We start from the raw sequence: 12,817 nt of genomic DNA, 5'->3' as shown, positions 1-12,817 counted from the left end.
GAGATAGTGAACGATGTTCCAATTATTTAAAACAAGAAAACAGGAAAACAATGATCTAGTGCTGGGTTGGAGTGCCTCAAATAACAAACCAATTGCTTTACCTGAAAGTTTAAGATTTCAACATGAGGTTGTACTTGGGATTGAGGGAACAGGAAAATCAAGTATCCATTTGCTAAGAAGGATAACCCATGATTTGTTATCTTTATCTCGGGGAGACAAAAGATCTATTGTTGTCTTAGAGGAAGACGGAGGCCTTCTCTCAGGGGCGCAGAAACAAATGAATCGTTTAGGGATTACTCCAAGTCAAGTGAAACTACTGAATGCCGTAGATCCTAAGTTTGAATCTGGCTGGAACCCACTATTAGAAGAACGCGCAGCAGAAATTCTATCACGCGCAATTGCATCAAGTTTGGCGAACTGCGAGGAAAATCTTAAAGACTTCATTGAGCACGATTGTAGGTGGATGGTCAGATTGGTAAAGGCATACTATTCTGACCGAGCAAATCTTATTTATCTTAATCGCTTATACAGTGATCCCCGCTACCTAGCTGACATTGTTGAAGAAATGACAGAAAGAGAGGGATATAGGGAAAATACAGAATGGCAAACGATAACTGACTATTTTAAGCATCATGTTCTTGATTATCTCGAACATGAGGACGATGGTATTTTAGTTCCAACAAGGTATCCTGAAGGACACTATTACGAAGGACTACAGGTGGTGATATCAAAGCATAATATGATGAATTATGAAGTGATCCGCTTTTTTGAGGACATCACAAATGATAAAGGGTTGATGAGAGTTCTAAACAGTACGTCCTCTTTTCGCGTTTCAAAGGTATTGAATGAAAGCAAGATTGTGTTTATTAGAACATCAAAACATCCTCAATATGGATCATTTTTAGGCAATCTGTTTATTAACGCGTTGAGTGTCAGTTTCTTTGAGAAGACAAGTTCTACAGTAGAGCTGCCCTGCTTTCTAACTATAGATGATGCACAGGCTTATGATCTTTCTCCTATCAATTATTTGATGGACTCTACTGTTAATTCTGAGAAATTGTCGATCTCATTGTCATTTCAACGCTATCAACAATCAAATCATCACATTATACAAAAAGTAAAAACCATTACTGGACTTAAGATGGACTACCAAAGCGCTGAAGCTATCATAAACATCATACATTCTTCATTCCAAGAAACCAGTTCAATAAAACCTAATGAGCTCATGCAACTGGATGCTGGTACGTTTGTCATATGGACTTGTGATACAAAAACAGCGAGAAGTAAAGGTCACATCGCTCAAGCTCCTCATGCACTCAATTGCCGTTACATGGATGGACTAATTGCTTCCCACGAGGCAAGGAAGATGTTATTATAGTGCTAAGTAATTGAAATGGACGAACAATCCCTAGCACGCGCTTATGGGATATAAAAGAGCACTAGCCATTCTCGTGTAAACTCTTCAGGAGTCTAAACCTCCCTGAAACACGATGCGCTAGTGCTCTTTCTTTGTTTGTTTATAATAAAGAAGAATATGAAAGGAGCGAATAAGAAACCAAATTGAAACGACTAGGATTCTTTTTTAAGGATTTTTCTGTATAACTCTTCAGCCTCGTCAATAAAGAATAATCGAAGTATGATTAGATCCACCAAGAGACCAATTCCCGTGACCAAAATTGCGGTAGGACTCAACAAAAAAATATCCCATATCAAGTAAAAAAATTGTAGTATTGCGATGGCCACAATTGCGCAACAACCCACCATTTTATATTCCATAATAGAACACCGTTCCTTTCGGTTGATTTTATTATAACTGTATATTTAAACAAATGTCCATGAGTAACGACATAATGAATTTAAAATCCATTAACCTAAAAGGGGATACTAAGAAAAATGAAATTTATAAAAAACCTGCTCATCATTACTGTGTTTTTGCTGCTTATATCTGGGTGCTCATTTCCAACGGCTACAACATCCGGTTCTACAGCAACCAAAATGCAACAAAAGCCGATTGTTGAGTCCAATTTAAAGATTGAAAACGGAAAATTAAACATTATTTTTCTCGATGTATCGCAAGGAGCGAGTCAACTTTTGGTCGGTCCAACAGGTAAAACCATGTTGATCGATGGGGGAGACAACGACAAAGAAGAGTTGATGTTAGAATATCTTAGGAGCTATGGTGTAGAAAAAATCGATATTTTGATAGCAACGCATCCGGATGCAGATCATATCGGAGGCCTTGATGCTGTAGTCTCCAATGTAGATGTTGGGAAAATCTACATGCCTAAAGTTACTAAGAATACAAAGACTTTTGAGTCTTTGCTTACTGCCATTAAAGAAAAAGGGTTGAAGATCACAACTGCAAAGGCTGGCGTAAAACTAGACTGGGAACCAGGTATTGAGATAGATATGTTAGCCCCAGTAAAGGATAAATATGAGGACACTAATAACTATAGTGTAGTCTTGAAATTGAAATATAAGGATAGATCTGCCCTTCTTACAGGAGATGCAGAATTTATTAGCGAAAATGATATGATGGATTCTGGAAAAGATTTATCTGCAGATCTACTTATGGTTTCTCATCATGGGTCGGCCGGCTCCACCAGCTCCAAGTTTCTCAAAGCCGTCCAGCCAGAGTTTGCCGTAATTCAGGTTGGAGAGAATAATTATGGACATCCCACATCGAAGACTCTCCAGAGACTAAAGGATCAAGATGTACATATCTATAGGAATGATTTAAACGGAACTGTGTTTGCCTCGACAGATGGACAGAAATGGTCCGTATCAGTTGAAAAATAATGAAAGAAGGGATACTTTTATGGAAGGCATCATCGACCGATTTGAAGGGGAAATTGTTATTATTGAGATTGATGGTCATACGCAAGATGTAAGCAAAAGTTTAGTGGATCCTGCAGCGTCCCCTGGTGATGTAGTAGATCTGGTAAATGGAAAATGGGTAACTAATCCAGAAAAAACAAAAAACCAATCTGACCGTATTAATCGACTTGCAGAGGAATTGTGGGAAGAGTAGTAACTTTTCAATACAAATAAAGTTGGGGTATAATAGGGGGAATAAGTATTTCCCATGGAAGCACCATGGCAGTCTCTATTAGAGGCTGCTTATGGTGCTTATTTTTTGTTTTGAATTCGCACCACCAGTAATACTAATATAAAATATTTTACAAGACATCTAGGAGGTTAAGTATATGGGTGAAGTATCCGCCTTGCTTATGAAGGCAACCGGTGTACCTACTTTAATATCAATTGATGGATCTATACATGCACTTCGTAAGCTAATAGGTGATGAATTAATGTTAATAAAACCATTTGGTACATATTCATATGCATACAATGTTAAGGCACAAGATAATAGTGAGACTTTTAATCGATTGATTAGATTAGAACATAACAAAGTTACGAAAATTTATGGAGACTTCATAGTTGTTAATTCCCAGACTGTAAACAACCAAACTAGACAGATAATAGTAGATTTTTTAGATGATGACATCGAAGCCGTTTATAAGGAATTAGGATTAACTCAAGAGGATGTTCTAGATGAACGTGTTCATCTACCAAGCATCACTGACGGAATTGTTTCAGAATACGAACAAATATTTGATCCGTCATTCGGCGTTCATAAACTGCGCTTTAATCTCAAAGCTCCAAAAGAAAACGCCATAATGTCCGGCTCTGTTTTAATAAGTAACGATCAAGATACCCTTCGAAATTCTATTCTATTTATGCAGGAGATCATTGGTATGAGTATTACCGATTTCCCCACCATAAGTGATTATGAAGATCTTGCAATTGTCCATGAAATTAAATCAGAAATAACGCAAGATACCAACTCATTTAAAGCTGCACATACTTTAATAGCAACGCTTGAACATGAGTTTGAAATTACATCTGTGTATATCCCCGAACGAATTATTCAACCTAATCAAAAATCCTTCTGGTATGGAATCGGGTTTCAAGATACACCCTTAACCAGAATGGGTTTACTTCTAGAAATGAATTCCGAAAAACAACGAGTGTCAGATTCAGTCAACAAAGTAATACATACAAAACAAGCAGAAACCAGATTATTGCAAATGGCTATGGATGATCCTCTTCTCTCCTGGGGAGCAAAAGGGATACTTCAATTTCTATTTGTAGTTGATTTCCAAACAAACATTAGTCAACTAAGCTCAAGATCTAATAACACTCAAAAGTCAGTTCAAAAATATATTGATGAGCTTATCGATATGGGTTACTTACAAGAACTATTATCAATGCCTAACAAACCCTTGTGGCATTTTGATTCTGGATTGATCGAAAGTATCCTTGCTACCTTAGATGAACAAAAAGTTATGTTTTGAAAGGTGTGAGAATATAACGTGAAGGTACTGTTGGCAATAGAACTCTATCAGTATGAAAGATACATATCAGCTGCTATGTATTGTGAAATCCAAGGAATAAAGAACGGATACTTGTACTACAATCAAAGTACTTCAAATCCAGTTAAAGCATTTGGTCAATGCATCCTTGCTGCAATACAAGTAATAGTTAAATCTTATAACAACCGATCACTTATTTTAGCATTTCCTGAAGCCTATCTATCGATTCTTCATCCCCAAATCAAAAGTGAGATTTATAGAGTACTAGACAAATTTGAATCATTTGAGTTTACTAATGATCGTTATCTAGAAGTACTAAGTATAGTCAATCAGATGGGGGAGATCGATTCTATTGATCAATGTATACTTCATGGATATTCTTCGACTGAGGTAGAGATGAGGAGAAACCAATTAAACGAAGAAAAACTAAGAAAAAAGAAGAGGGATAGGCCCCAAGATTACAACGGAGTCCTGATGCCTTTAAGTGGCGTAGTTATCGACTTCGAAACTAATTCTACTCATGTTAAATATGCACGTATTTTTGAGGTTGGAGCAATTAAATTCAAAAATGGGGTTATTATCGATCGCTTTCAAAGCTTCACAAACCCAGGTATAAAAATTCCAAAGGCTATAAGAGAACTAACCGGGATCAGACAAATCGACATTGATACAGCTCCGACAACATATACAGTAATGAAAAAACTAATCAATTTTATAGGTGATACAAAGGTTTTAGTTGGCCATAATCTCTATTCATATGATTATGAGTTGCTTCGATTATTTTCACAACGCTTCAGGATGCCCTCCTGGAATGGCCAATTATTATGTACGATGAAGTTTGCTCGCAAGAGTCAAATCATTGTGAAAGACTATAAACTCGAAACTCTCTGCCGTCTCTTTAACATTACATCAGGATCGGCACATCGAGCTTTGAACGATTGTGAATCAACATTTGAATTACTGAAAGCATTATATAATCACACACTTTTAGGAAAACAAGATCCTATAGCATGAGATCGATATGAGAGAGAGGGGAAGAGAACATGAAAAGCAACTCAAATTATTATTGGATTAGGATTTTTGATTATATTTATGAACGGGACCATCTTGAGAATGAAAAAGGTACAATGCTGGATGAGTTTTATCTCAAAGGAATTGCTGATAGAGAAGAAGTAAAGTTACAAGTGCGTGAGCGATATTGCTCAAATTCAAAAGAAAATCTGCGGTTTGCCAAACCTAAGAAAGGTAACAATGGTATTTATGCGATCGTGATGGAATCCACTAAGTTTTATTATGATCGATTTTATTGTCAACTTGATTCCATCTGCTTCTTCTGCAATAAACCAATCAAAGGGAAAGCAAGTGAATTTCCAAGAGAGTTTATCGGCGAAGGTTTATTTTATAGTCCAAATGATGATGTATTCAGTGATTTTAATAAGTCTGCTTTTTTTTGCTCAAATGAATGCAAGAAAGATTTTAATATAGTGAAAAGAAATAATGAAGGGGAATTCCAGGTTAAAGAGGAAGGTAACGATGGGAATACATTCGGTTATGTATATCTGATTTATAATCGTGAACAAAATACATATTATATTGGCCAAACCCGCTTCCTTCCCTTTTTCAGGTGGCAAGAACACATAAAGTCAGGAAAAAAAGGAGATATCTCGGATTTGACTTTCTCCGTCTTAGCCAATGTAAATAGAAACCGTAGCTTGACTGATGATCAGAATCAACACTATTTAAATAGCATTGAGTCCTGGTGGATCCAAAAATATAAACTTGAACAGTATAATGTATCTAACATAACCAAACCCAAGATTACAGTGGAGGACTTAAAGGACCGATTTAGGGAGATGGTTGAAGGACAGCCACTATTATTTTAGGAAACCAAGAAAATGACTAAAGGCCGTTTTGATGCTATAATAGAGCCATAAATTCCTTATGCAGGTCCTAGTCATGCGACAAAAGGGCGTTGTCTTTTAAGTTAAAGTGCCTCTTGAAGGTTTGTTGATGGTTGTCATCACATACTTTCTAGGGGCTTTTTGTATTTCAATCCAAAATGCGAAGGAGTCATTTCAATGCATCAAACCCATTTTTTCGCTTATTATTATTTTCACCCTAAACTGACTGGAGCACGTGCAATTTTATCGATGTCTGCGAAGGTGCCTGGTAAGTACCAAATTACTTATTTCGTTTATAGCACACATTCAAAGAAATTCATCCCCTGGAGTGATTCTCTCCGTGACAAAGCAAAAGATTGTGTTAGACAATTAGAGAACGATGGATATGAACGAGAAAGGTTTAAAAAATTCAATCTATTCGAGAATCCGACTAACTTCCAACCATCGCCACTAAGGGACACAAACAAACAATTTAGAATAAAAGAACGAGTGCATCGGGCTTTTGGTTTGATTGACTGATTTAAATTTTGATGAATCAATAGTTCTAATCCTAAACGACTTACCTAAATGCATAGCTACAAAATATTCCCTGTTCAGAGCAGCCGTATAAGACAAGGATATTCTAGTAGATAAAGTGCATATGATAGAACTTTTTACCCATTCCCATGACTAGGACTTTGGATTTACAACAAACATGAAAAAAGATATAGTATAAATATACAAACCTAATGGTTTGAAATGGAAGCACCCATCTAAATGGAGCTAGTTTAGCTTTATTTAAATGGGTCTTTCTTTTGAAATTGCCTACATATTCTACTATTTGATTTTTATGAACTAATTAAATTTAATTTTCACTTTTGAAAGGATGCTTTTAAATGAAGGTTGTATTCACTATTAGTGAACTCATCGAACTTGGCATTTGGAATAAATACTGTATGTGTATGGGATATGACCATTATGCAGTTAAAGATGGTCGTATGAAACTAGACGATGAATTTATTCTGACAGAGGAAGAGTTAAATGAATTAGGGGTTTATTATCTACTAAAGAGCATAGCTGAAATTTAAAGTAGCTGCCATTTAACAAGCTCTTAACTTTCGAGATTTTTCCATCTAAATTTGTTGAGTTGTTCTGTTCTTTTTATAATGAAGTTGTAAACGGTATTGCATGAAAATCCAGGATCCTAAGGTCAATTAATGTTCATTTATGGAGATTATCTTCCTCCAATCAAATTCAAAGAGAAAGATAAATTTAAGTCAACATCTACAAAGTAGTCGGAGGAACAATGTGAAATGAATATATATAAAATAACTGAATCTTCATTAATTAATTGTATTGTCATCATTCATACCAATCAACAAACGATGGGTGGAAATATTTCTTATATTGAAGGTGATGTCTTCGAAATCTGTTTTTCAAACCTTGTAAAGATCGAATTAAGACAAGAAATTGGGGTCACCATTTATTCCCCTGATGGATTAGTTGTTTTCGAGACTTACCCAGTTGCCTCCTATGAAAACAGGTTACTTTGTATATTACCATCAGACTTCCAGCAAAGAATCATCAACCGACGAAAAGACGTAAGAGTACCGGTTACTGATGTACAGTGCTCGATCCTTAATATGAAAACATCGCGTTTAGAAAAAGCGCTGATCCTTGATCAAAGTATCCCCTGTGGTATACAGAACGTCAGTATGAACGGTATATTGTTTACCCTTAAGAGCCCGTTACCCCTTCTTGTAAATGACAGGCTGTCTATTAGCTTCCTTGACCATACTTTTGATTCAACAATTAAGCATATTAAAAAATCTGATCAAGCCTCTGATGTTCAAATTGGTGTTGAGTTTCAAAATTTAAAAGAACATCAAAAACAAGCCATTCGTTCGTTGATTGTTAACCAGCAAGCCGCAAATCGATTACAACAAATCGAAGATGAGCTTGTTGAGCAGGTCTAAAAAACAAAGGAAATTGACACGACCTTTTATATGGATACGATAGCTCTACTTTTATTATCCAGAAGAATTTTGATTCTGAAATCACAATTTATTGTGACATATGACAATTGAGAATCCTATTAAATTCTTTCAGGACCAGATTGATTCAGCAACCTCTGTCAATTTTATTGATGAAGGTTGTTTTTAATTTTCAAGAGAATACCCCCCACTAAATTAAGGAAATAAGAACCGGAATTATGATAGTATACAGTTGAGAAAACAATAAGATCTCTTTCTAGAGAAAGGACATCGCTATGAATGATGATAAAAGACAAGATAAAGAACAAAAATCTGGTGACATTAATCATTCTGAAAAGCCGGCGGGCCGGAAAGTAAAAAATTCTTTGACTGAAATTCGATCAAGTGATCCATTAAAGAGGTTAACATCGGTATTACAAAAAGAATACGATCTTAGAGAAAAAACATCCTCTCTGTTTGATAGTAAAGCAATTAAAGCGCTTAAAGAATCACCTGCCTCTCGTGTTGCACGTACTATGGCGGATCAAGAACGACTATACAGATACACTGATCACATTTCTGCTTTTGATTCTATAAAAGCATCCATGTTCCATCAACCTAAAGGCTTACAAAACGACCTTAGCTATTTACTAGACAATAGAGCATTAAAGGCGCTCGAAGAATCACCTGCTGCACGCATATCTCGTTCATTTATGGACCAGGAGAAAAACTTATATAGCTATACTGCTCAAAATTCGGCCCTAGATTCTTTAAAAAAATCCTTGTTTTATCGACCAGAGGGCATAGAAAAATGGATTCCAACCTCATCTTATAGTCAAATGTTTAATTCATCAGCATTGGATATGGTGAGGCCAATCGCAGAGCCTTTCAAATTACCGACATCATCATTAGATAGATTATTACCTCGTCAAGAGTTTATGGACATTTTCAAAACCAGTCCATTGAATATCCATCAGGGACCCTTAAAATCAATATCAAGATTTCTACCTAAGACATCCGATTTGATATCTGAACCGTTCATCACAACAGGTTTAATTGATTATGCAACTCACGTCAACAGCCTAGCCAATACCTACTTGTATGAACCAAATTTTTCAGATTCTCCTGATGAAGATTCATCAATAATCGATTTAGACCCTACCTCTGATTCGATTGAAACTAAAATTGAGTTAGAACAAATGCCGAGCGCTTTGGGATTGACTGATATCATGGAAATAACAAGAGATGAGATGGTTAAATTCGTTGGGTTTCTACAAAGATATCCAATGCTAGGTTTAGAAGAACCTGTGGGAAAGATCATCAGAGAATCCGTTTGTGATCTTGCAGTCGAAGCTGAAATTGAGGAAACACTCTATCGCTGCAGGGTTCGTGAAAATAATGAGTTAATGCCATGGACGGAAACTGAGATGTGGGAAGCTCCAATGGGTGTAAGCTCACAGGGAAGGTTTAATGTTGGTGGCAATGGCTTTTTCTATTTATCACAAACAAGTGATGTAGCGATTCGTGAAATGAAACAAGAAAAAGGGAAAACTTATGATATTGTTCAATTTAGGTTATCAGCAAAAATTAAATTAATTGACTTAACAATGTACTCATGCCCGTTATTTGATATGTGCATGTACCCCGCATCAAATAATAATAAAGTAGTTAAAGAATACCTGGTACCAAATTTTCTTTCACAATGTTGCCAAAGAGAGGGCATACATGCAATAAAATATAAGAGCATGTTTAACTCTGATGTTGAAAACTTTGTTTTTTTTGATAAACTACGATCTTGGTTCTATTATCTTTCTTCTGAAACGGTAATAAGGTAAAAAATTTGTGAAGAATCTCATCATTTAAATTGACGGGATTCTTTTTTCATTTTTATAGTTTGCATACGCTAACCTTAAATATATGAACAAGGACTATTACTATTCAAAACAGGCATTCCAATCTCTAATAAGATATAATATAAATACAAAATATGACATCTCTGTGGGGGGATGAAATGAAAGAGAGAATAGTTAAGAAAGAGCGAAATCTAATGATTAATAGTCATATCATAGATGAACACCCTTGGCTAAAAGAACTCTTGCTAAATAATGAAAAAATATCGATTGATGATGTTGCTGAAGAATACAAGAACGATTTCAGATATGTGGTGCCTTACATCATAAAACAATGTGGTGATGAGTGGAGAGGGGATGAATCTGTTCTCCACCCTATTGAAGACTTAGGTGAAGAAAGACGACCGTGCTCATTATGTGGCACAGGTAATAGGTATATATATTATATTCAGAATAAGCTAAATGGGCGAAAAATGAATGTTGGTAAAGACTGTGTAGAAGAATTCGTAGATTTAAGTACCATAGCACAGGGAGTGTCAAAGAGTAAGTTAATAAAAAAAGCACAAGAAATTAGGCGAATGAGTACGATTAACAAGAGATTTCCAGGTATTCAGAACAGAATTGACACATGGGAAAATCGATTGAATCGTTACTCTGTAGTTATACCAAGTTTGTACGAAGAGCCACATTCTAAAGATGGCGAACGTTTGAATGATATGCATAGCAAGTACCTTAGAGGAGATTATGATGAATCTGTTTTTGATGATATCGAGAGCATTTTGTCTAGTGAGGCCTCTTACATTGACCAGTTTGATAGCTATACAGAAACAAATGTCGGTAACCCATTTATAGCGACTAAAAAAATAATTAACTGGCTTGAAATCCGTAATGATTATAAGTCGATTAATACATTAAAAACGATTGGATTCATTACGGTTGAGACAATTTCATCTATATGGGAACCAGAGTATGTCAGCAAACAAAAACCGATTATAGAAGATGTCTTTGAAAGTATTGGTGCAACAGTTTTAAATCTTGATCAGGAAAGTAATGTTTTTGTCCTGAAAATCGGACATTCTAAAATAAAATTGGCTTGCCGGTTCGAGAAGTTCTTCTCTCACTTCGGCCAGATATTATTGAATGAAAAACCCAAAGCTGCGTTTAGCCTTGCTAACATCATTAGAATCAGTGAATCTTACGATCTAATATCAGTTTATACATTTATTGAGGATTTCAAAAAACACATAAGTAAATGGGGCATTGGTTTCGTAACCACTGATTCATCGATCGATCAAAACAAAGCTTATCTTAAAGATAAACAGACAAAAAAATATGTGGAGTCAGATCTTTCCGAATTATTTAATAGGTTTAAAGGTATTGTCCTCGGCATGGATAAACCTACACGTAACGATCTGGAGTTATATATAAGTTCCCATCCTGGTAAAAAATATACAAGAGAACAACTTAAAGACTTGAACAGTTTGAGCAGGAGCCTAAGTCAACGTCCCTAGATGAATAAATTAGGAGTAATATACAGCCTAACAGGAACAGTACCTACTCCAACACATGGCAGATGAATTTAGCTATGATAATACTACGTATAAATTTATGATAGAATTCTAGACGACCACATTGTGAATAATGCGCCCTCAATTAATTTCATTTTTTAACTAATGAAGGAGACTTAACGTGCAGAGATCAGAGAAAATAGCAATAGCTGAAATAACAAGTGTTTTATCTAAGGGAGAACTGATTGATCCTAAGTCTAATCCTGATGTATGGCCTGATATCCTCCGGAGAGCTGGATTTCCGGAACTAGCAAAACAGAAAGAAGCTCTTTTGGTTCCTTTCACATACAATGGAGGATTCACCAATCCAAATCCTAGATTTGACAGGATTAGTAGTACCCTTTTTGATATTCTGATTTATATTTCTCAGCCCCACCCTTTTAGCGATAACAATATGTTGGACGTACATGAATTCCTAAAAACAGTCGTTGAAGAGATTGATCCCTTAACAACAATAAAGGCTGAACTGGTCGGGACAGAAGCGAGGATTTTTGATGATGAAATTAAACTAAACGAAAAGAAGAAAAATATCCTCTCTCAAATTGAGTCAAACCCTGAATTATGGAACTCACATGGCATTCTGCCATTCAAGAAATTTCTACGAGCAATCCGTGTGTTATCTTTAGACATTAAAATTGTTGATGGTCAATTTGCCCTTCGTCCTTTAACTACGGGAGTTGCCAATCGAGATGAGGATACTTCCAGTTTAGAAGCATGGCTTCAAAATCAACATCCTGAGGTACATGGAGCTTATCTTGATGCCATTAATAATTACATTGAGGAAAGACCAGGCTCTTGCATTGCTGATTGCCGTGTTGCGTTGACTGGATTATTCTCTAACTATACAAATATGAAGGATTGGTTCAATGGTGTTCTACAACTTACACCTGATAGCTATAATGATGCAGAGAAGATTTTGAAAATTAAAAATGCAGCCGTGATTCTACAAGACAAAGCGGAAGAGGGAGCAACTTTCCCTCGGTTTAAATTAGTGTATAGAGCATACGCATTATATTGCGAACTAGGTCCTCATCGCACAGAAGGTGTTGAGGAAGAACCGACTATTAATGATGCGCTATGGTGCCTCAGAATCCTTGAAGATGTAATGATCTGGGTGATGAACCTTCCAAGAAACAATTCATAATTTCTCCTTAAGAAGCTGAAGCCCTA

The 12,817-nt window shown here is 35.9% G+C and carries 12 protein-coding genes; all 12 read left to right on the top strand.

The features are described from left to right. The first annotated feature begins 13 nt into the window (after positions 1–13). The 12 genes from PGL02S_RS18750 to PGL02S_RS18695 all read left to right on the top strand — a co-directional run bounded on the left by PGL02S_RS18750 (position 14) and on the right by PGL02S_RS18695 (position 12,791). On the top strand, positions 14–1,378 hold the full coding sequence (locus tag PGL02S_RS18750; protein ID WP_063477630.1) for a hypothetical protein: 1,365 nt from the start codon (positions 14–16) through the stop codon (positions 1,376–1,378). 515 nt (positions 1,379–1,893) lie between these two features. Beyond that, positions 1,894–2,799, top strand: a complete 906-nt coding sequence (locus PGL02S_RS18745) for a ComEC/Rec2 family competence protein (RefSeq protein ID WP_063477632.1) — start codon at positions 1,894–1,896, stop codon at positions 2,797–2,799. A gap of 19 nt (positions 2,800–2,818) precedes the next feature. Beyond that, positions 2,819–3,031, top strand: a complete 213-nt coding sequence (locus PGL02S_RS18740; protein WP_063477633.1) for a DUF3006 domain-containing protein — start codon at positions 2,819–2,821, stop codon at positions 3,029–3,031. A 175-nt stretch (positions 3,032–3,206) separates the two neighbouring features. Continuing rightward, positions 3,207–4,358, top strand: coding sequence for a hypothetical protein (locus PGL02S_RS18735; RefSeq protein ID WP_063477634.1), 1,152 nt, complete (start codon positions 3,207–3,209; stop codon positions 4,356–4,358). 18 nt (positions 4,359–4,376) lie between these two features. Further along, positions 4,377–5,390 (top strand): 3'-5' exonuclease, encoded by a 1,014-nt coding sequence (locus PGL02S_RS18730; RefSeq protein WP_063477635.1) that lies wholly within the window; start codon positions 4,377–4,379, stop codon positions 5,388–5,390. 29 nt (positions 5,391–5,419) lie between these two features. Beyond that, positions 5,420–6,259 (top strand): GIY-YIG nuclease family protein, encoded by an 840-nt coding sequence (locus PGL02S_RS18725; RefSeq protein ID WP_063477636.1) that lies wholly within the window; start codon positions 5,420–5,422, stop codon positions 6,257–6,259. Positions 6,260–6,454: 195 nt separating this feature from the next. Beyond that, positions 6,455–6,796 carry a hypothetical protein gene (locus PGL02S_RS18720; RefSeq protein ID WP_063477637.1) on the top strand — a complete coding sequence of 114 codons (342 nt, stop codon included), beginning with the start codon at positions 6,455–6,457 and terminating at the stop codon, positions 6,794–6,796. Positions 6,797–7,152: 356 nt separating this feature from the next. Further along, positions 7,153–7,344, top strand: a complete 192-nt coding sequence (locus tag PGL02S_RS18715; RefSeq protein ID WP_063477638.1) for a hypothetical protein — start codon at positions 7,153–7,155, stop codon at positions 7,342–7,344. A 225-nt stretch (positions 7,345–7,569) separates the two neighbouring features. Beyond that, positions 7,570–8,232: a PilZ domain-containing protein gene (locus PGL02S_RS18710; protein WP_063477639.1), complete on the top strand. Its 663-nt coding sequence runs from the start codon at positions 7,570–7,572 to the stop codon at positions 8,230–8,232. Between the two features lie 293 nt (positions 8,233–8,525). After that, positions 8,526–10,064 (top strand): RES family NAD+ phosphorylase, encoded by a 1,539-nt coding sequence (locus PGL02S_RS18705; protein ID WP_063477640.1) that lies wholly within the window; start codon positions 8,526–8,528, stop codon positions 10,062–10,064. A gap of 176 nt (positions 10,065–10,240) precedes the next feature. Then, positions 10,241–11,590 carry a hypothetical protein gene (locus PGL02S_RS18700; RefSeq protein WP_063477641.1) on the top strand — a complete coding sequence of 450 codons (1,350 nt, stop codon included), beginning with the start codon at positions 10,241–10,243 and terminating at the stop codon, positions 11,588–11,590. A gap of 178 nt (positions 11,591–11,768) precedes the next feature. Beyond that, positions 11,769–12,791, top strand: a complete 1,023-nt coding sequence (locus tag PGL02S_RS18695; RefSeq protein ID WP_063477642.1) for a hypothetical protein — start codon at positions 11,769–11,771, stop codon at positions 12,789–12,791. Positions 12,792–12,817: the final 26 nt, after the last annotated feature.

The organism is Paenibacillus glucanolyticus NBRC 15330 (assembly GCF_004000885.1).
Classification (GTDB): domain Bacteria; phylum Bacillota; class Bacilli; order Paenibacillales; family Paenibacillaceae; genus Paenibacillus_AQ; species Paenibacillus_AQ glucanolyticus.
Note: the sequence above shows the minus strand (reverse complement) of the source record. Positions and strands in the feature narration are given on the sequence as shown.

Coding starts and splice junctions, on each gene's coding strand:
- PGL02S_RS18750 (WP_063477630.1), top strand. CDS start 14: ATGTTCCAATTATTTAAAACAAGAAAACAGGAAAACAATGATCTAGTG.
- PGL02S_RS18745 (WP_063477632.1), top strand. CDS start 1,894: ATGAAATTTATAAAAAACCTGCTCATCATTACTGTGTTTTTGCTGCTT.
- PGL02S_RS18740 (WP_063477633.1), top strand. CDS start 2,819: ATGGAAGGCATCATCGACCGATTTGAAGGGGAAATTGTTATTATTGAG.
- PGL02S_RS18735 (WP_063477634.1), top strand. CDS start 3,207: ATGGGTGAAGTATCCGCCTTGCTTATGAAGGCAACCGGTGTACCTACT.
- PGL02S_RS18725 (WP_063477636.1), top strand. CDS start 5,420: ATGAAAAGCAACTCAAATTATTATTGGATTAGGATTTTTGATTATATT.
- PGL02S_RS18720 (WP_063477637.1), top strand. CDS start 6,455: ATGCATCAAACCCATTTTTTCGCTTATTATTATTTTCACCCTAAACTG.
- PGL02S_RS18715 (WP_063477638.1), top strand. CDS start 7,153: ATGAAGGTTGTATTCACTATTAGTGAACTCATCGAACTTGGCATTTGG.
- PGL02S_RS18710 (WP_063477639.1), top strand. CDS start 7,570: ATGAATATATATAAAATAACTGAATCTTCATTAATTAATTGTATTGTC.
- PGL02S_RS18705 (WP_063477640.1), top strand. CDS start 8,526: ATGAATGATGATAAAAGACAAGATAAAGAACAAAAATCTGGTGACATT.
- PGL02S_RS18700 (WP_063477641.1), top strand. CDS start 10,241: ATGAAAGAGAGAATAGTTAAGAAAGAGCGAAATCTAATGATTAATAGT.